This is a genomic window from Pseudomonas sp. MWU12-2020 (genome assembly GCF_023100605.1).
In the GTDB taxonomy this organism is placed as follows: domain Bacteria; phylum Pseudomonadota; class Gammaproteobacteria; order Pseudomonadales; family Pseudomonadaceae; genus Aquipseudomonas; species Aquipseudomonas fluorescens_H.
The window spans coordinates 46,205-63,999 of sequence record NZ_JALMEX010000013.1 but is presented as its reverse complement, the minus strand read 5'-3'; the positions used below and the strand labels follow the sequence as shown (position 1 = coordinate 63,999).

The following is a 17,795-nucleotide window of genomic DNA, read 5'->3' as shown; positions in this document are numbered from 1 at the left end:
GGCCGTGCATCGATCCTGCCTTAAAGCAGCGCAGAAACGCAATGCGGAAACGGTTCAGGTTGTGGGCGGATCAAGTAGGAAGTTTCCCTTCATGTCCGCACCGGCGTCCGACTCCAGCGTCTGCACCTGTGCTTCGTCCTTCAGATTGACCCCCGACAGCTGCCGCCGACAGGCTTCGCGCATCAGATACAGCAAGCGATGTGCCGCCATCCCGTAACTCAAACCTTCAAGCCGCACGTTGGAGATGCAATTGCGGTAGGCATCGGTCAGCCCGATCTTTGGATTGTAGGTGAAATATAACCCCAGGCTGTCGGGCGAGCTGAGGCCCGGACGCTCTCCGATCAGCATTACGAGCATTTTCGCGCCGAGCAACTGGCCGATTTCGTCACCGACGGCGACGCGGCCCTGTTCCACCAGCACCACCGGGGCAACGGACCAGCCATCAGCGGCCATTTGTTCCTCCAGACGGCCGAGAAACGGCAGGGTATGCCGATGCACCGCCAGCGCCGACAGACCATCCGCCACCACAATCGCCAGATCGACGCCGCCAGGGTGCGCCGCAGTGTAATCACGCAGGGTCTGTGCCGACGCGTCGCTGAGCTTGCGCCCCAGATCCGGCCGTTGCAGATAGCTGTTGCGATCCGTTGCCGCGCTGTGCAGCAACAGGCTCTCGCGCCCGCGTTCGCGCAGTTGCGCGCTGAGCCCGGCATGATCGAACGGCAGATGCACCGCATCCCGTGCCTGAGCGTGGGCAAACTGGAAGTCCAGTTGCGCGCTGGTCGGCAGGCTGGTGCCGGTGCGGCCGAGGGCGATGCGCGCCGGGGTCAGGCGGCGCAGTTCCAGCCATGGGTTTTGCGGGTCGACAGGCGGTTTTTCCATAACACTCATCCCAGTTGCGCCAGCGCCTGGCGGAAGGCCGGCGGCAGGTTGTTGCCAAAGCGAACCTTGCCGTCCGCCTGGGTGAAGATGCCCATGTTCGCCAGCCATTGCTCGAACTCCGGCGCCGGTTTCAGGCCCAGGGTCTGGCGCGCGTAGAGCGCGTCGTGAAACGAGGTGGTCTGGTAGTTGAGCATGATGTCGTCGGAGCCGGGGATGCCCATGATGAAGTTGATCCCGGCCACACCGAGCAGGGTCAGCAGGGTGTCCATGTCGTCCTGATCGGCTTCGGCATGGTTGGTGTAGCAGATGTCGCAGCCCATCGGCACGCCGAGCAACTTGCCGCAGAAATGGTCTTCGAGGCCGGCGCGGATGATCTGTTTGCCGTTATAGAGGTATTCCGGGCCGATGAAGCCGACCACGGTATTCACCAGAAACGGCTTGAAATGCCGCGCCACGGCGTAGGCCCGGGTTTCGCAGGTTTGTTGGTCGACACCATGGTGGGCGTTGGCCGACAACGCGCTGCCCTGACCGGTCTCGAAATACATCAGGTTCTGCCCCAGAGTGCCGCGCTTCAGGCTCAGCCCGGCGTCATAGCCTTCCTGCAAGACATTGAGGTTGATGCCGAAACTGGCATTGGCCGCTTCAGTGCCAGCGATCGACTGAAACACCAGATCCAGCGGCACACCACGGTTGATCGCCTCGATCGAAGTGGTGACGTGGGTCAGCACGCAGGCCTGGGTCGGGATGTCGTAGCGCTGGATGATCGCGTCGAGCATTTCCAGCATCGCGCAGATCGAGGCGATGCTGTCGGTGGCCGGGTTGATCCCGATCATCGCGTCGCCGTTGCCGTACAGCAGGCCGTCGAGAATGCTCGCGGCGATGCCGGACGGTTCGTCGGTTGGATGGTTCGGTTGCAGGCGGGTTGACAGGCGCCCGCGCAGGCCGAGGGTGCCGCGAAACCTGGTGACCACGCGGATCTTCTGCGCCACCAGCACCAGATCCTGCACGCGCATGATCTTCGACACGGCGGCGACCATTTCCGGGGTCAGACCGGGGGCGAGGGCGCGCAGGCTGGTTTCGTCGGCGGCGTCGCTGAGCAGCCAGTCGCGGAAACCGCCGACGGTGAGGTGGCTGACCACGGCAAAGGCTTGTTTGTCGTGGGTGTCGATGATCAGTCGGGTGACTTCATCAGACTCGTACGGAATCAGCGCTTCCTGTAGGAAGTGCGTGAGCGGGATGTCGGCCAGCGCCATTTGTGCGGCCACGCGTTCGCCGTCGTTGAGCGCGGCGACGCCAGCCAGAAAGTCCCCGGAGCGCGCCGGGCTGGCCTTGGCCATGACGTCCTTGAGGCTGTCGAAACGGTAGGTCTGGGCGCCGACGGAATGGGCAAATGCGGCCATGGGGCGGTGTCCTCCTGATTCTGTGGGTAACTCGGTCTCCCTGTGGGAGCGGGTTTGCTCGCGAAGGCGTCGTGTCAGACGACATCGTTGTTGGATGACACGACGCCTTCGCGAGCAAGCCCGCTCCCACAGAGGGATTTTCATGCACTTTTATATAGCGGGCATCGGGCGATGAGCCCGGTGCCGGTGCAACTAGATACCTTCGAGCATAGCGTCTGCCGGGGCTTCGGCGCGTTGCCTGGCGGTCAGCTGGAAGTACAGATAGCCAGCGGCCATGAAACCCAGGAACACACAACCGATCAGCGTGTTGAACCACGCCATCGCCACCAGGCATACCACCGCCAGAAACAGCGCAATCGCCGGCACCAGCGGATAGCCCGGGGCGCGGAAGGTGCGTTCCAGGTTCGGTTCGGTTTTGCGCAGTTTGAACAGGCTGAGCATGCTGATGATGTACATCACGATCGCGCCGAACACCGACATGGTGATCATCGCTGCGGTCAGGGTCATGCCTTGCAGATTGACCAGACCGTCGCTGTAGATCGCCGCGATGCCGATCACCCCACCGGCCAGAATCGCCCGGTGCGGGGTCTGGAAGCGCGATAGCTTGGCCAGGCTTTTCGGCAGATAACCGGCGCGGGCGAGGGCGAAGAACTGTCGCGAGTAGCCAAGAATGATGCCGTGGAAACTCGCCACCAGACCGAACAGGCCGATCCACACTAGCATGTGCATCCACGATGAGTTGTTGCCGACCACGGCTTTCATCGCCTGCGGCAGCGGATCGTTGATGTTCGACAGTTGGCGCCAGTCGCCGACGCCGCCGGCCATCACCATCACGCCGATGGCGAGAAACACCAGGGTCAGGATGCCGCTGACGTACGCCTTGGGAATCGTGCGTTTCGGGTCCTTGGCTTCTTCGGCGGCCATGGCGGCGCCTTCGATGGCGAGGAAGAACCAGATCGCAAACGGGATCGCGGCAAAGATTCCGGGGATCGAGCCCATGCTGAACTCGTTGGCCCCCGACCAGCCATTGAGCACGAAATTGCTGAAGCTGAAGCCCGGCGCGACCACGCCCATGAACACCAGCAGTTCGGCGACCGCCAGCACGGTGACCACCAGTTCGAAGGTGGCGGCGATGCTGACGCCAAGGATGTTCAGGGTCATGAACACGAAATACGCGCCGACTGCGGCGATTTTCGGATCGAGCCCCGGATATTGCACGTTGAGGTAGGCGCCGATGGCCATGGCGATGGCCGGTGGGGCAAAGACGAATTCGATCAGCGTGGCGATCCCGGCGATCAACCCGCCTTTTTCGCCGAACGCCCGGCGGCTGTAGGCAAAAGGTCCGCCCGCGTGGGGAATCGCGGTGGTCAGTTCGGTGAAGCTGAAGATGAAGCAGGTGTACATGGTCGCGACCATCAGCGCCGTTACCAGAAATCCGAGGGTGCCCGCCGTGCCCCAGCCGTAACTCCAGCCGAAGTATTCGCCGGAAATCACCAGTCCGACGGCAATGCCCCACAGATGCAGGGTGCCGAGTGTGGGTTTGAGCTTTGTGGTGGAAGTCATAAGTCCTCTCTGTTTTTTATTGTTCGATCTGTTGGACTTTCGGGTGCATCGGTTGAGGTGGATGGAAGCTGTTCACGCAGCGGCAGTTTTCACGACAATTCCTGAATGACGGGTACGCAAGGGCCGTGCCAGAGCGGCCAGACCATGTGTCGTGTCATTGAGGGCGCCTTCGCGAGCAAGCTCGCTCCCACAGGTTTATGTGGTGAACCCAATATTGAGATCGAATACAGATCCCTGTGGGAGCGAGCTTGCTCGCGAAGGCGGTCGAACGGGCGAAACAGAAATATCTGTATCGCCCTCGGGTCTTAGAAGAAGCCCAACGGATTGATGTCGTAGCTCACCAGCAGGTTCTTGGTCTGCTGATAGTGATCGAGCATCATCTTGTGAGTTTCACGGCCGACGCCGGACTTCTTGTACCCGCCGAACGCGGCGTGCGCCGGGTACAGGTGGTAGCAGTTGGTCCACACACGACCGGCCTTGATCGCGCGGCCCATGCGGTAGGCGCGGTTGATGTCGCGGGTCCACAGGCCGGCACCGAGGCCGAACTCGGTGTCGTTGGCGATCGCCAGGGCTTCGGCTTCGTCCTTGAAGGTGGTAATGCTCACCACCGGGCCGAAGATTTCTTCCTGGAACACGCGCATTTTGTTGGTGCCCTTGAGCAGGGTTGGCTGGATGTAATAGCCGGTCGCCAGATTGCCCTCGAGTTTTTCCACCTTGCCGCCGGTCAGCAGCTCGGCGCCTTCGCCCTTGGCGATTTCCAGGTACGAAAGAATCTTGTCGAATTGCTGCTCGGACGCCTGCGCGCCAACCATGGTGTCAGTGTCCAGCGGGTCGCCACGTTTGATCTGCAGGACTTTCTTCATCACCACGGCCATGAACTCGTCGTAGATCGATTCCTGTACCAGCGCGCGGGACGGGCAGGTGCAGACTTCGCCCTGGTTGAAGAACGCCAGCACCAGACCTTCTGCGGCCTTCTCGATGAAAGTCGGCTCGGCCTGCATGATGTCTTCGAAGAAGATGTTCGGCGACTTGCCGCCCAGTTCCACGGTGGACGGAATGATGTTCTCGGCCGCGCATTTCATGATGTGCGAGCCGACCGGGGTCGAGCCGGTGAAGGCAATCTTGGCGATACGTTTACTGGTGGCCAGCGCTTCGCCGGCTTCTTTGCCGAAGCCTTGCACCACGTTCAGCACGCCCGGTGGCAGCAGATCACCGATCAGCTCCATCAGCACGCAGATGCCCAGCGGAGTCTGCTCGGCAGGTTTGAGCACCACGCAGTTACCGGCGGCCAGTGCCGGAGCGAGTTTCCACGCGGCCATCAGCAGCGGGAAGTTCCACGGGATGATCTGGCCGACCACGCCCAGCGGCTCATGGATGTGATAGGCCACGGTGTTGCCGTCGATTTCGGCAGCGCTGCCTTCCTGCGCGCGCAGGCAGCCGGCGAAGTAGCGGAAATGGTCGGCCGCCAGCGGGATGTCGGCGTTGAGGGTTTCGCGGATGGCTTTGCCGTTGTCCCAGGTTTCGGTGATCGCCAGCAGTTCGAGGTTCTGTTCGATGCGGTCGGCGATTTTCAGCAGGATCAGCGAGCGCGCCTGCACGGAGGTAGCGCCCCACGCATCGGCAGCGGCGTGGGCGGCGTCCAGTGCCTTGTCGATGTCTTCGGCAGTGGAGCGTGGGAATTCGGCAATCGGTTGGCCATTCACTGGCGAGGTGTTGGTGAAGTACTGACCTTTGACAGGCGCGACGAACTCGCCGCCGATGTAGTTACCGTACTTGCTCTTGAACGAGACTTTGGCGCCTTCAGTACCGGGGTGAGCGTAACGCATGATTTGTTCTCCTTGGCTTTGTACTTATTAGAGAAACGCGCAAGTGCGCTTGCTATAAGCGTAGAGCAAAGGTCGGGCCACTGCCGTGCAGAGCAGGCAAATCAAGGCCTTGCGTGGTTTGTGTCGGACGGGCGGACGGCGCCTGTGATGGTTTCGGTACAGAGGGGGTGACAGTTTGTACCGCTTTTGGCACAGCCTGTGACCGGGTGGTCTTGCCAGCATTGCAATGCGCCGATGGCTGGAGGATGCTGACTGCCAATCGCCCAGCGGTCGATTTTTGTGGCGAGGGAGCTTGCTCCCGCTGGGCTGCGCAGCAGTCCTGAAATGTTTACCGCTCATATGCTTTGGCGAGCGCTTCGCACTCGAGCGGGAGCAAGCTCCCTCGCCACAGGTCAGTGTTGGTAGTCTGGAAGGGTCGACCTTTCGGGGAGAATAATAAGAAATGCACGACAACCATTTGAGTCGCCATGCCCAACAGGTGCTCACCGTCACTCAGGGCAAGCCGCACCTGCACGGGCCCGGTGCCGACCCTTCGATTGCCCGTTCGTGGCTGCGCTGTCTTGAGGACTATCACCTCGATCCGGCCCTGACCATGGCGCCCACCGTGCTTGAGCACGGACGCGTGCTCGAAAGTCGTGAACGCCTGCAACAGGTGCTGCAGATCGCCGGCAATGAAATGAGCAGCCTGCATCAGCAGCTGTCCGGCGCCGGTCATGCGGTGCTGCTGACCGATGCGCGCGGGGTGATCCTCAACTGCGTCACCGCACCTGCCGAGCGCAAGATTTTCGAACGGGCCGGCCTCTGGTTAGGAGCTGACTGGAGCGAGGCCTGCGAAGGCACCAACGGCATTGGCACCTGCCTGGTCGAACGCCAGGCGCTGACCATCCATCAGGACGAACACTTTCGCGGCCGCCACACCGGCCTGACCTGCTCGGCGAGCCCGGTGTTCGACCCGCACGGCGAACTGCTGGCGGTGCTCGACGTGTCCTCGGCGCGCCATGACGTCTCGCGGCAGAGCCAGTTCCACACCATGGCGCTGGTCAATCTGTCGGCGAAGATGATCGAGAGCTGCTATTTCCTGCGTTGCTTCGATAATCAGTGGCTGCTGCGGTTCCATCTTCAGGCCGAATCGGTCGGCCTGTTCAGCGAAGGGCTGCTGGCGTTTGACGGGGAAGGGCGGATCAGCGCGGTCAACCAGAGTGCGTTGAATCTGCTGGGGCATATTCGCGGTGGTTTGCTCGGCAAACCGGTGGAAGCGTTTTTCGATTGTTCGCTGGATGAATTGCTCGGTCGTGCCAGCGCCAATGCCAGCGCCAGTTGGCCGCTGCGCACCCGCGACGGGCGGCATCTGTTTGCCTTGTTGCGCGGCGAATCGCGTAAACCGGCGCCGATCCTGCCGGCCCCAATCGTGGCGAAGCTTCAACCGCTGGCGAACATTTGCCTCGGCGACGCTGCACTGCAAGCGGATTTCCGCAAGGCGCTGCGGGTATTCGAACGCGACGTGCCGCTGCTGATCAATGGCGAAACCGGCTCGGGCAAGGAAGCCTTTGCCAAGGCTGTGCATCACGCCAGCCAGCGCGCCAACAAAGCCTTCGTCGCCCTCAACTGCGCGGCGATCCCCGAAAGCCTGATCGAGAGCGAACTGTTCGGTTATCGCGGCGGCAGTTTCACCGGTGCGCGCAAGGACGGCATGCGCGGCAAGTTGCAGCAGGCCGATGGCGGCACGCTGTTTCTCGATGAAATCGGTGACATGCCGTTGGCGCTGCAAACCCGTTTGTTGCGGGTGCTGGAAGACCGGCAGGTGGTGCCGATCGGCGGCGAGCCGGAAGCGGTCAACGTGCGGATCATCAGCGCCACTCACCGTAATTTGCTGGAGCGGGTGGCGGACGGCAGTTTCCGCGAAGATCTGTATTACCGGCTCAATGGCCTGGAGGTCGCGTTGCCGGCGTTGCGTGAGCGCAGCGACAAGTCGCAGTTGCTGGATTTCCTGCTGGCCGAGGAGGCGGATGGCGAAGTGATTGTGATCGACGAACCGGCGCGTCAGGCGTTACTGACCTTCAACTGGCCGGGCAACGTGCGGCAGTTGCGCAATGTGCTGCGCACATTGGCGGCGTTGTGCGATGAGGGGCGGATCGGGCTGGAGGATTTGCCGGTGATGATTCGGCAGGCGCGGCCGACGCTGGAGCTGAAGTCGGTTGAGTCCGAGCATCCGCTGGAAGACGCTGAACGTGTGGCGCTACTTAATGCGCTGGAACAGACACGTTGGCATATGACCCAGACCGCGCAGCAGCTTGGGGTCAGCCGCAACACCCTCTATAGAAAGCTGCGTAAGCACGCGATCTCCCGTTAAACCGCGTCGCGCCGTTCGCGAGCAAGCCCGCTCCCACAGGATTGGCGCCATCCTTGTGGGAGCAGCTTGGGGTCAGCCGCAACACCCTCTATAGAAAGCTGCGTAAGCACGCGATCTCCCGTTAAACCGCGTCGCGCCATTCGCGAGCAAGCCCGCTCCCACAGGATTAGCGCCATCCTTGTGGGAGCGGGCTTGCTCGCGAAGGCGTCGGCGCAGGCGAAACACAAGGTGCGATTTCCCCCTCCCTGCGCTAACCTGCGGCCATGTTTTACGAGGTCGACTATGCACATTCATATTCTGGGTATCTGCGGGACTTTCATGGGCTCGATGGCGGTTCTGGCCAAAGAGCTGGGCCATCACGTGACCGGCTCCGACGCCAACGTCTATCCGCCGATGAGCACGCAGCTTGAGGCCCAGGGCATTCAGCTGACCCAGGGCTACGATCCGGCCCAGCTCGATCCGGCGCCGGATCTGGTGGTGATCGGCAATGCCATGTCCCGCGGCAATCCGGCGGTGGAATATGTGCTGAACAAAGGCCTGCCGTACGTCTCCGGCCCGCAATGGCTGGCCGATCACGTGCTGCAAGGGCGCTGGGTGCTGGCGGTTGCCGGTACGCACGGCAAGACCACCACCAGCAGCATGCTCGCCTGGGTGCTGGAACACGCCGGCATGAGCCCGGGGTTCCTGATCGGCGGGGTGCCGCAGAACTTCTCGGTGTCGGCGCGGTTGGGCGGTACGCCGTTCTTCGTGATCGAGGCCGATGAGTACGACAGCGCTTTCTTCGACAAGCGTTCGAAGTTCGTCCACTACCGTCCGCGCACGGCGATCCTCAATAACCTTGAGTTCGATCACGCCGACATCTTCACCGATCTGCCGGCGATCGAGCGTCAGTTCCACCACTTGGTCCGCACTATCCCGAGCGAAGGTCTGGTGATCCACCCGACCACCGAGCCTGCCCTGCAGCGTGTGATCGAAATGGGCTGCTGGACCCCGGTGCAAACCACCGGCGTCGGCGGTCAGTGGCAGGTCAAGTTGCTCAAGGACGATGGTTCGGCGTTCGAAGTGATGTTCGAGGGCGTGTCCCAGGGCACTGTCGAATGGGAGCTGACCGGTCAGCACAACGTCGCCAACGCCTTGGCTGCGCTGGCAGCGGCGCGGCATGTCGGTGTGGTGCCGTCGATGGGCATCGCCGGGTTGAGCGCATTCAAGAACGTCAAACGCCGGATGGAGAAAGTCGCCGACGTGCGCGGCATCACCATCTACGACGACTTCGCCCACCACCCGACCGCCATTGCCACCACCCTCGATGGCTTGCGCAAGCGCATCGGCGACGCCCCGTTGATCGCGATCATCGAGCCGCGCTCCAACTCGATGAAGCTCGGCGCGCACCGTGACGGTCTGCCGGACAGCGTGGTCGATGCCGATCAGGTGATCTGGTACGCACCGGCTAACCTCGGTTGGGATCTGGCGGCCACTGCTGCGCTGTGCACGGTGCCGTCGATTGTCAGCGATTCGCTCGACGGCATCATCGAACGCGTGAAGAGCCAGGCTCAGCCCGGAACCCACGTGGTGATCATGAGCAACGGCGGCTTCGGCGGCCTGCACGGCAAGCTCGCCGAGGCGCTGCAATGAACACTTTTTCCCAGAACGGCGGCCCGGAACGCATCACGCTGGCGATGACCGGCGCGTCCGGCGCGCAGTACGGTTTGCGCCTGCTCGATTGTCTGGTGCGTGAAGATCGCGAAGTGCACTTCCTGATCTCCAAGGCCGCACAACTGGTGATGGCCACCGAAACCGATGTCACGCTGCCGCCCAAGCCGCAGATGATGCAGGCGTTCCTCACCGAATACACCGGGGCGGCCGCCGGGCAGATCCGCGTGTACGGCAAGGAAGACTGGATGTCGCCGGTAGCCTCGGGCTCCGGCGCGCCGGCGGCGATGGTCGTGGTGCCGTGTTCCACGGGTACCTTGTCGGCGATTGCCACGGGCGCGTGCAACAACCTGATCGAGCGCGCGGCGGACGTCACCTTGAAGGAACGTCGCCAGTTGATTCTGGTGCCACGCGAGGCGCCGTATTCGAGCATTCATCTGGAACACATGCTCAAGCTGTCGAACATGGGCGTGACCATCCTGCCGGCCTCGCCGGGCTTCTATCACCAGCCGCAGACCATTGATGACCTGATCGATTTCGTCGTCGCGCGGATTCTCAATCTGTTGGGCATTCCGCAGGACATGCTGCCGCGCTGGGGCGAACATCATCTGAGCAGCGATGAATAAGCTGCTGGCAATTGTGCTGGCCCTGCAACTGGCCGGCTGCGCCACCGCGCGCACGCTGGATGCGGCCAAGCCGGGGGCGCCCGTGGTGTATTCCGGGACGCGCCTGGATTTGTATGCGATGAATGGCGGGTGCTGCGCGATGGATCGCTTCGGCGCTGAGGCGCCGAGCTATCCGGGCGTGGATCTGCCGGCGAGTGCATTGCTCGATACGCTGCTGTTGCCGTTGTCTTTGCTGACCGTGATTGGCGTGGGATTTCAGGCGACGGGCGGGTTGTAGGGGAGTGTGGCGAGGGGATTTATCCCCGATGGGGTGCGCAGCGCCCCCAAAATCTGAAAAACGACGACTGCTGCGCAGCCGATCGGGGATAAATCCCCTCGCCACAAAGTACGTGTTTACTTGCCGAGCTTGCGCAGCTCATCCGACTCGACTATCCGCACCCCGTCCTGTTCTTCCAGCGCCAGACGCCACATCGCCCGGGCCAGTTGGCAGGCTTCGATGCCCCGGTACTTGCCGGGAATCAGCTTGGAAAACGGCGCCGCAAGCTGTTCGCCCAAGCGCGGTTCGCTGCGATCTCCCAGCAACAGCGATGGCCGGCAGATGGTCAGTTGCGGCCAGTCCTGTGCGCGTAATGCCTGCTCCATCTCGCCTTTGACCCGGTTGTAGAATATCGACGATTTCGGATCGGCGCCCAGCGCACTGATCACGATCAAGTGCCGCGCGCCCATCTCCCGTGCGCGTTTGGCGAAGGCCACGACCATGTCCAGATCCACCGCGCGGAACGCGGCTTCGGAACCGGCCTGTTTGATCGTGGTGCCGAGGCAGCAATAGGCGATATCGACGCGTCCGCTCAGTTGCGGCAGAAAGGTCTGGGGGTCGCCCACCGGGTTTTCCAGGTGCGGATGTTCCGCCAGCGGCCGGCGGGACGGCGCGAGCACGCGGGTGATCGTCGGCTCGTTGAGCAAACGGTCGAGCAGATGCTCACCGGTCAGTCCGGTGGCTCCGGCAAGCAAAACGTGCTGAGGCGTCAAGTACATAGTGTTTCTCCCTTGATACTGTTCAGCTTAGTTGCTGTTTGTTGCTCCGTCGTTCAATGCAGCACTCTGCAACGCTTTTCTCGCTTGCTGTTTACGCAGCAGTTGCCAGTGCGCCAGTACGGTTTTCGGTGCCCAGATCTGCGGCTCCGAGGCTTCGAAGTTGTCCGCCAGTTCGCGCTCGGCGACGGTGGCCTTGGCCAGTTTGAACGCTTGCTCCAGATCATCGGTCTGGTTCAGTGCCTGAGCGAACAAGGCGTCGCCGAAGTAGGTGAAGTTGGCTTCTTCCGAGCAACCGAACGACACGCGGTCGGCGCGCGAGGCGGTCATGATCAGGGTGCGCTCATCTTTCAGTGCGGGGATGAAACCGCCGGAATAGCACGAGGAAATCACGATTACCTTGTCGCGATTTTTCAGCGGGGCCAGCACCGTGGCAAGTTCGTCCGCGGGCAGGTCGGCCAGCTCCATGCGCGGCTGGTCGAGCACCAGTTCGTGTTCGGCGGTGCCGTGGCTGGTCAGGTAGATGAACACCAGGTCTTCCGGGCCGCTGCGCTCGGCCAGGGTCTGCGCGGCGCGGCGCAGGTTTTCGCGGGTGGCCATCGGACGGTCGGTGAGATGGTCGCGATGGTTCACCAGGCGGATTTGTCCATAGGCACCAAACCGCGTGGAGAGCATGTTGGCGACATAATCTGACTCGCGCAGGAACACGCTTTGCTTGCCGTCGCCACCGAGGGTCAGGGTGTACAACTCCACCGCAGGCGTTGAGGCGGGCACGGCGGCCAGCGCCTCGTCCAGCAGACGACCCTGAGCCAGCAGGCCGAGTTCGAGGGTGTCGGGCAGCAGCTTGCCGTCGGCGTCACGTACGCGCTGGCCGTTGATCCAGGTGCCGCTGAGGACGGTGCCGTCGGTCAGCACCAGAGTGCCGCGTCCGGCGTAGCTGTCGCTGTCGAATTCGCCGATGTAGAAACTGCCGTCGGCCAGGTTCAAACGGCCCTGTCCGCTGAAGCGCCAGTCGTTGAAGTAGCCGACGTAATGGCTGCCGTCGGCACCGATCAATTCACCCTTGCCGGTCAGCGCGCCTTCCTTGAATTGGCCGAGCCATACGTCGCCGTCGGCGTTCTCGTAGCGGCCCTTGCCGTGCAGCTGGCTGTTCTTGAAGCCGCCGACATAGATGTCGCCATCGGCACTGTTGAAGGTGCCATTGCCTTCGAGTTGGCCGTTGACGAAGTGGCCGCTGAAGGTATTGCCGCTAGAGTCGCCGCGCTGGCCTTCGCCATTGGGTTTGCCGTGGGCGAACTGGCCCTGATAGGAACTGCCGTCGTCCATTTCCAGACGGCCCAGCCCGGAATACTGGTCAGCCTTGAACTCGCCACGGTAGGTCATGGCGTTTTCTTTCAGCGTGCCTTCGCCATCGCGTCGGCCCTGCTTGAAACCGCCGGTGTAACTGCTGGCGTTGGTGGTCAGGCTGCCCTGACCGTCGAACAGTCCCTGCTGGAACTGGCCGCGATAGACCTCGCCGTTGCTGCCGTGCCACTCACCCTGGCCGTGCCATTGACCCTTGTCGAACTGGCCGGCGTACCAGCTGCCGTTGGGGTAGTCGACGCGACCCTGACCTTGCAGTAAACCGTTGACCAGTTCGCCGCGATAGCGTCCGCCGTCCGGCAGCCGTGCGTCCGGTGGCAACAGCGATTCGCCGTCGCCGCAAGCGGTGAGCATCAGGGTCAGGGCAATGGGTGCAAGAGAAGCGAGTGGGCGCATAGCGGGATCCGGGCAATTAGGCGACCGAGTATGCCGCAGCTATGTGTCGCATATATAGAGAGGGAACGCGAAACAGCGTGAGCCGCTTCGCATCCGGGGCACTTAGACGAAGCAGAGCGACAGCGGTTCGGCGATGTAGGCCGGTTTGTCCGAGCCTTCTATCTCCAGTGTCGCGGTGGCCTTGAGCAGCCATTGACCGGGTTTTTTCTCGGTCACTTCGGCCAGATCGACTTTCAGGCGAACTTTCGAATTGACCTTCACTGGCTGGATGAAGCGCACGCTGTCCAGACCGTAATTGACCACCATCTTCAGGCCTTGCGGCAGCACGAGGATGTCTTCCATCAGTTTCGGGATCAGCGACAGCGACAGGAAACCGTGAGCAATGGTGCTGCCGAAAGGCGTTTGCGCGGCTTTGACCGGATCGACATGGATGAACTGATAATCCCCGGTGGCTTCGGCGAACAGGTTGATGCGCTCCTGATCGATGGTGAGCCATTCGGAACGTCCGAGTTCCTTGCCGACATAATCTTTGAGCTCTGCAACTGGAACATAGGGCATTGAGACTCTCCTTGGGTTCATCGGTTTTATAGTTTTTCAGGTGGGGGATTTGACCGCCCTGCGAACCACTGTAGATCAACATGGCGATTTGCTCCGGTCAACCGACCATGCTTTTGGCGAATGCCGATGCATAGCGCCGGCGTGCTTATAATGCGGGGCGCTTTTTCACAGGGGATGTCGGATGTTGTTACGTGGCCTGACCATGCTGGTGCTGTTCCAATTGCTCGGCACCGCGCTCAACCACTTGCTGCTGCCGGTGCTGCCGGGGCCGATCATCGGCCTGCTGCTGTTGCTGGTGTTCCTGATCATTCGCGGCGAAGTCGCTGAACCGCTGAACCTTGCCGCCGGCAGCCTGCTGCGCTATCTGCCGTTGCTGCTGGTGCCGCCGGCGGTGGGCGTGATGGTGTATGCCTCGGCGATTGCCGCCGACTTCTGGGCGATTGTCGGTGCGCTGGTGCTGTCGCTGATTCTGTCGATGGCGTTCGCCGGGGTGCTGATGCAACGGCTGGTCAAGCGCCATGCGCCGCACTCGGAGGAGTCGTGATGCTCTTCGATTGGCAAGGTGCCTGGGCTTCGGTCATCCATCATCCGCTATTCGGCATTGGCATCACCCTCGGTGCCTATCAACTGGTGCTGGCGGCGTTCGAGAAAACCCGCTGGATCTTTCTGCAACCGGTGCTGGTCTCCATGCTGTTGGTGATCGGCGTGCTGGTCGGCTGTGGCCTGACTTACACCGAGTACCGCAAAAGCACCGAGATCCTCAGCATTCTGCTGGGCCCGGCCACGGTGGCACTGGCGGTGCCGCTGTATCTGAACCTCAAACGCATCCGCCAATTGTTCTGGCCGATTTTTACTACGCTGGTGATAGGCGGGGTGGTTGCCACCGGTATGGGGGTTTTGCTGGGATGGTGGTTCGGTGCCGATCATATGATCCTGATGACCATGGCGCCGAAGTCGGTGACCTCACCGATAGCGATGCTGGTGGCCGAGCAGATCGGTGGCGTCGCGGCGCTGGCGGCGGTGTTCGTGCTGATCACCGGGGTGATCGGGGCGATCTTCGGCCCGGCCATGCTGACCCGGCTCGGTGTCCACAGCCCCGAGGCGCGCGGCATGGCGCTGGGCATGACCGCGCATGCGGTCGGCACCTCGGTGGCGTTGCAGGAAAGCGATGAGTGCGGCGCCTTCGCGGCGCTGGCGATGAGTCTGATGGGCTTGGCCACGGCGGTGTTCCTGCCGTTGGCGGTGTCGATGGTGGTCTAAGGAAATGTCTATGAGTCTGCCGCTTTTTCCGCTCAACACAGTGCTGTTTCCTGGCTGCAATCTCGATTTGCAGATCTTCGAGGCGCGCTACCTGGACATGATCGGCCGCTGCATGAAACAGGGCGGCGGTTTCGGCGTGGTGTGCATCCTTGACGGCCACGAAGTCGGCGTAGCGCCAGAAGGCTTTGCCCTGGTTGGCTGCGAGGCGCGGATCACCGATTTCCAGCAACAGGACAACGGTCTGCTGGGGATTCGCGTGCAGGGCGGGCGGCGTTTTCAGGTACTGCGCACTGATGTGCAGCGTGATCAGTTGATACTCGCCGACGTCGAGTGGCTGGACGATGAGCCGGAGCAACCGCTGCAGGACGAAGACGCCGATCTGGTGGCGCTGCTCAAGGCCTTGGCCGAACACCCGATGGTCGAGGCTTTGAACATGGGCACTGAGGCGTTGGGCCAGCAGTCACTGGCCAATCAACTGGCGTATCTGCTGCCGTTCGCCGAAGAGGACAAGATCGACCTGCTGCAACTCGACGATCCGCAGCAGCGGCTGGATGCGATCCAGGCGCTGCTTGATGAACTGCAGGGCGAGTTGTTCGCCTGAGCGTCAGTAGGCGTAGCGCAGCATCGTATGCGGCAAATGCCGCAGAACAAAGAAGCCGAACAGCGCGACCAGTGCCGGCAGCACCAGCCACCAGACTTTCTGCGGCATGGGTTCGAGCGGCGTGTTGCGCTGGCTCAGCCACAGGGCAGCAGCGCAGACGCACGCTGCCAGCATCGCCCCGGCCAGAATATCGGTCGGCCAGTGCGCGCCCAGATACACCCGTGACAGCGCAATCGCCATGGCCGGAATACAGCCGAGCAGCAGCCACGTCAGGCGCATGCGCGGCGGTTGTCCGCGTCCGGCCAGCACGGCGAGGGTCAGGAACAACGCAAACGACCCTGACGCATGGCCGCTGGGCATGCTGAAACTGGTCAGCGGTTCGGTCAGAACTTCCGGTCGAACACGAGCGAAGAATTGCTTGGTCGCGGTGTTTGCCAGCGCCGTGAACAACAGTGTGCCGCCGACGAAAATAGCCTGTCGCCATTGCTTGCACAGCAACAGCAGGCCGGTCAGCAATGCACTGAACACGAACATGTTGCGGAACTCACCGATCAGCGTGAAGGTGACCGCAATCTCATCCAGCACGGGTTGACGGTGCTCCTGCACCAGCGTCATCACACCCTGATCGAGCGCACTCAGATACGGATAGCCGACGAACAGGCCGATCAGAATCAACAGACTCATGCTGCTGATCCACAGCGTGGCGCGGCGATGCTGACGCAGGCTGCTGTTGACGCTCAGGCCGACCATCACCGCGATACTGCCGGCGACGATCCCGGCTTGCAGCCAGAAACCTTCCGGTAGTGGCAGGCGGATTGCCGCGCCGGTGGCCCAACCCGGCAGCAGGTAGGCGACGCTCCAGCCGGCAGCGGCCAGCAGACTGACGGCAGCGAAGCGTGGGAAGGGCATGTCGCACATGCCGGCGACCATCGGCAGCATTGGCCGCAGCGGGCCAATGAAACGGCCGACCAGCAGGCTGGCAATGCCGTAACGCTGGAAGTAGGTTTCAGCGCCGGCCATCCATTCCGGGTGATGGCGCAGGCCGGGCAAACGGCGGATGTTCTGGTGGAAATGACGGCCCAGGTAATACGACACCGCATCGCCCAGAATCCCGCCGAGAAACCCCAGCAGCAAGGTTTCACTCAGCGACAGTGCGCCGCTGCCGGCCAGTACGGCCACGGCAAACAACAGCACAGTGCCGGGCACGATAATTCCGGCAATCGCCAGACACTCCACGAATGCGACGATAAACACCGCAGCGGCCAGCCACTGCGGATTGGCGGCGAGCCACCCGGTCACGCTATCGAGCCATGGGCCCATACAAGCAACTCCATCAAATCTTCAAATTGGCCCCAAAGGGTGCAGGCTACTTTCAACAGCACTCAGTTCCCCTGTGGGAGCGGGCTTGCTCGCGAATGCGCTGTGTCATTCAACTTATCCGCTCCTGACACGGCCCTTTCGCGAGCAAGCCCGCTCCCACAGGGGGATTTCATCTATTTCAAATCCGTCACTTCAGGGCAGCAAAAAATAATCGCGACCTTCGACCTGGCCCCGGCGCAGCGGGTTCCGTGTACACCATTGGGCGTACGTGGCGTCGACGAAGCGGTACATCAGGTGTTCGTCGCGGCCATGTGGGATGCCCAGGCGGGTGGTCTGGATAATCTGGGACGGCGCCGGCCCGGTGTCTTCCACCAGTATCCGTTCATGATCGAAACGCTTGGCGTCCCACATCGGTACTTTCAGGCCCAGCGCTTTGCACAGCAGCGTCTGTCCGGCGCAAAGCTTTTGTGAAGGGCGCGGCCGCCCCTGAGTGTCAGGGTTGTTCAGCAGCATCTGCGCCAGACTCGCCTGCCCGCTGATTTCATCGACCCAAGGGTAGGCGGACTTGATCAGCACCGCGTTGCCTGGCCCCTTGGCGCTGAAGTTCAGCGAATCGCCGCCCCGGGCGTAGTACATATAGATGTGCCCACCGTCCAGAAACAAAGCCTTACGCTTTTCCGTATAACCGAGCGACGCATGACTGCCTTTTTCCGCGCAGTAATAGGCTTCGGTTTCGATGATCCGGGCGCTGAGCCACAGATCGCCGACCCGGTGGCGGATGACTTTGCCGAGCAGATCGCGGGCCAGCACTTGAGCGTCACGGTCGAAAAAAGCGTCCGGAAGGCCCAGTGGCAGGCGCTCGGCGGTGGCGCGAACGGTCAGGTTGGACATGGCAAACGAGGTTTATCCAGGCGGAAGAGGTCGTGATGATAGCAATCCGAGCCTTAATTACGGCTGAACGTCGGCAAATTG

The 17,795-nt window shown here is 62.1% G+C and carries 16 protein-coding genes; 7 read left to right on the top strand and 9 right to left on the bottom strand.

Going from position 1 to position 17,795, the window contains the following annotated elements; translation table 11 throughout:
* Positions 1 to 54: 54 nt before the first annotated feature.
* The 4 genes from eutC to M0814_RS24130 all read right to left on the bottom strand — a co-directional run bounded on the left by eutC (position 55) and on the right by M0814_RS24130 (position 5,668).
* Complete coding sequence (eutC, locus tag M0814_RS24145) at positions 55 to 879, bottom strand: ethanolamine ammonia-lyase subunit EutC (protein WP_103483849.1); 825 nt, start codon at positions 877 to 879, stop codon at positions 55 to 57.
* Between the two features lie 5 nt (positions 880 to 884).
* A complete protein-coding gene (locus M0814_RS24140; protein ID WP_103483848.1) occupies positions 885 to 2,279 on the bottom strand; it encodes an ethanolamine ammonia-lyase subunit EutB in 1,395 nt (464 codons plus the stop codon).
* 192 nt (positions 2,280 to 2,471) lie between these two features.
* Entirely contained in the window at positions 2,472 to 3,842 is a 1,371-nt protein-coding gene (gene eat / locus M0814_RS24135; RefSeq protein WP_103483847.1) for an ethanolamine permease, read from the bottom strand.
* Positions 3,843 to 4,147: 305 nt separating this feature from the next.
* Positions 4,148 to 5,668: an aldehyde dehydrogenase family protein gene (locus M0814_RS24130; RefSeq protein ID WP_003228584.1), complete on the bottom strand. Its 1,521-nt coding sequence runs from the start codon at positions 5,666 to 5,668 to the stop codon at positions 4,148 to 4,150.
* Between the two features lie 442 nt (positions 5,669 to 6,110).
* On the opposite strand from M0814_RS24130, the gene M0814_RS24125 reads away from it, so the two are divergent.
* The 4 genes from M0814_RS24125 (at position 6,111) to M0814_RS24110 (ending at position 10,571) form a co-directional block, all read left to right on the top strand.
* Positions 6,111 to 8,018: a sigma-54-dependent Fis family transcriptional regulator gene (locus tag M0814_RS24125; RefSeq protein ID WP_112997854.1), complete on the top strand. Its 1,908-nt coding sequence runs from the start codon at positions 6,111 to 6,113 to the stop codon at positions 8,016 to 8,018.
* 282 nt (positions 8,019 to 8,300) lie between these two features.
* Positions 8,301 to 9,650, top strand: a complete 1,350-nt coding sequence (mpl, locus tag M0814_RS24120; RefSeq protein ID WP_103486261.1) for a UDP-N-acetylmuramate:L-alanyl-gamma-D-glutamyl-meso-diaminopimelate ligase — start codon at positions 8,301 to 8,303, stop codon at positions 9,648 to 9,650.
* Positions 9,647 to 10,294 carry a flavin prenyltransferase UbiX gene (gene ubiX, locus M0814_RS24115; RefSeq protein ID WP_003228582.1) on the top strand — a complete coding sequence of 216 codons (648 nt, stop codon included), beginning with the start codon at positions 9,647 to 9,649 and terminating at the stop codon, positions 10,292 to 10,294. The genes mpl and ubiX overlap by 4 nt, the downstream gene beginning before the upstream one ends.
* Positions 10,287 to 10,571 (top strand): YceK/YidQ family lipoprotein, encoded by a 285-nt coding sequence (locus M0814_RS24110; RefSeq protein WP_047602534.1) that lies wholly within the window; start codon positions 10,287 to 10,289, stop codon positions 10,569 to 10,571. Before ubiX ends, M0814_RS24110 begins: the two co-directional genes overlap by 8 nt.
* A gap of 116 nt (positions 10,572 to 10,687) precedes the next feature.
* Here the strand turns inward: M0814_RS24110 and M0814_RS24105 are convergent, their stop codons facing one another.
* The 3 genes from M0814_RS24105 to M0814_RS24095 form a co-directional block, all read right to left on the bottom strand.
* A complete protein-coding gene (locus M0814_RS24105) occupies positions 10,688 to 11,329 on the bottom strand; it encodes an oxidoreductase (RefSeq protein ID WP_003228578.1) in 642 nt (213 codons plus the stop codon).
* Between the two features lie 27 nt (positions 11,330 to 11,356).
* A complete protein-coding gene (locus M0814_RS24100) occupies positions 11,357 to 13,084 on the bottom strand; it encodes a C13 family peptidase (RefSeq protein WP_003228577.1) in 1,728 nt (575 codons plus the stop codon).
* Between the two features lie 102 nt (positions 13,085 to 13,186).
* Complete coding sequence (locus M0814_RS24095) at positions 13,187 to 13,642, bottom strand: MaoC family dehydratase (protein WP_003228575.1); 456 nt, start codon at positions 13,640 to 13,642, stop codon at positions 13,187 to 13,189.
* Positions 13,643 to 13,823: 181 nt separating this feature from the next.
* Between M0814_RS24095 and M0814_RS24090 the strand changes: the two genes are divergently transcribed.
* Genes M0814_RS24090 through M0814_RS24080 form a run of 3 tightly spaced genes read left to right on the top strand, consistent with a single transcriptional unit; the run spans position 13,824 to position 15,503 of the window.
* On the top strand, positions 13,824 to 14,186 hold the full coding sequence (locus tag M0814_RS24090) for a CidA/LrgA family protein (RefSeq protein ID WP_103486260.1): 363 nt from the start codon (positions 13,824 to 13,826) through the stop codon (positions 14,184 to 14,186).
* On the top strand, positions 14,186 to 14,902 hold the full coding sequence (locus M0814_RS24085; protein ID WP_103486259.1) for an LrgB family protein: 717 nt from the start codon (positions 14,186 to 14,188) through the stop codon (positions 14,900 to 14,902). Before M0814_RS24090 ends, M0814_RS24085 begins: the two co-directional genes overlap by 1 nt.
* Positions 14,903 to 14,912: 10 nt before the next feature.
* Positions 14,913 to 15,503, top strand: a complete 591-nt coding sequence (locus M0814_RS24080; RefSeq protein WP_103486258.1) for an LON peptidase substrate-binding domain-containing protein — start codon at positions 14,913 to 14,915, stop codon at positions 15,501 to 15,503.
* 3 nt (positions 15,504 to 15,506) lie between these two features.
* On the opposite strand, the gene M0814_RS24075 is transcribed toward M0814_RS24080, so the two are convergent.
* Positions 15,507 to 16,823: a bifunctional DedA family/phosphatase PAP2 family protein gene (locus M0814_RS24075; protein ID WP_103486257.1), complete on the bottom strand. Its 1,317-nt coding sequence runs from the start codon at positions 16,821 to 16,823 to the stop codon at positions 15,507 to 15,509.
* Positions 16,824 to 17,015: 192 nt separating this feature from the next.
* On the bottom strand, positions 17,016 to 17,714 hold the full coding sequence (locus tag M0814_RS24070; RefSeq protein WP_103486256.1) for a DNA-3-methyladenine glycosylase: 699 nt from the start codon (positions 17,712 to 17,714) through the stop codon (positions 17,016 to 17,018).
* Between the last annotated feature and the right edge of the window lie 81 nt (positions 17,715 to 17,795).

What these genes read in the sequence shown, in the direction of transcription:
- eutC (WP_103483849.1), bottom strand. Translation starts at nt 879, where the DNA reads ATGGAAAAACCGCCTGTCGACCCGCAAAACCCATGGCTGGAACTGCGC.
- M0814_RS24140 (WP_103483848.1), bottom strand. Translation starts at nt 2,279, where the DNA reads ATGGCCGCATTTGCCCATTCCGTCGGCGCCCAGACCTACCGTTTCGAC.
- eat (WP_103483847.1), bottom strand. Translation starts at nt 3,842, where the DNA reads ATGACTTCCACCACAAAGCTCAAACCCACACTCGGCACCCTGCATCTG.
- M0814_RS24130 (WP_003228584.1), bottom strand. Translation starts at nt 5,668, where the DNA reads ATGCGTTACGCTCACCCCGGTACTGAAGGCGCCAAAGTCTCGTTCAAG.
- M0814_RS24125 (WP_112997854.1), top strand. Translation starts at nt 6,111, where the DNA reads ATGCACGACAACCATTTGAGTCGCCATGCCCAACAGGTGCTCACCGTC.
- mpl (WP_103486261.1), top strand. Translation starts at nt 8,301, where the DNA reads ATGCACATTCATATTCTGGGTATCTGCGGGACTTTCATGGGCTCGATG.
- ubiX (WP_003228582.1), top strand. Translation starts at nt 9,647, where the DNA reads ATGAACACTTTTTCCCAGAACGGCGGCCCGGAACGCATCACGCTGGCG.
- M0814_RS24110 (WP_047602534.1), top strand. Translation starts at nt 10,287, where the DNA reads ATGAATAAGCTGCTGGCAATTGTGCTGGCCCTGCAACTGGCCGGCTGC.
- M0814_RS24105 (WP_003228578.1), bottom strand. Translation starts at nt 11,329, where the DNA reads ATGTACTTGACGCCTCAGCACGTTTTGCTTGCCGGAGCCACCGGACTG.
- M0814_RS24100 (WP_003228577.1), bottom strand. Translation starts at nt 13,084, where the DNA reads ATGCGCCCACTCGCTTCTCTTGCACCCATTGCCCTGACCCTGATGCTC.
- M0814_RS24095 (WP_003228575.1), bottom strand. Translation starts at nt 13,642, where the DNA reads ATGCCCTATGTTCCAGTTGCAGAGCTCAAAGATTATGTCGGCAAGGAA.
- M0814_RS24090 (WP_103486260.1), top strand. Translation starts at nt 13,824, where the DNA reads ATGTTGTTACGTGGCCTGACCATGCTGGTGCTGTTCCAATTGCTCGGC.
- M0814_RS24085 (WP_103486259.1), top strand. Translation starts at nt 14,186, where the DNA reads ATGCTCTTCGATTGGCAAGGTGCCTGGGCTTCGGTCATCCATCATCCG.
- M0814_RS24080 (WP_103486258.1), top strand. Translation starts at nt 14,913, where the DNA reads ATGAGTCTGCCGCTTTTTCCGCTCAACACAGTGCTGTTTCCTGGCTGC.
- M0814_RS24075 (WP_103486257.1), bottom strand. Translation starts at nt 16,823, where the DNA reads ATGGGCCCATGGCTCGATAGCGTGACCGGGTGGCTCGCCGCCAATCCG.
- M0814_RS24070 (WP_103486256.1), bottom strand. Translation starts at nt 17,714, where the DNA reads ATGTCCAACCTGACCGTTCGCGCCACCGCCGAGCGCCTGCCACTGGGC.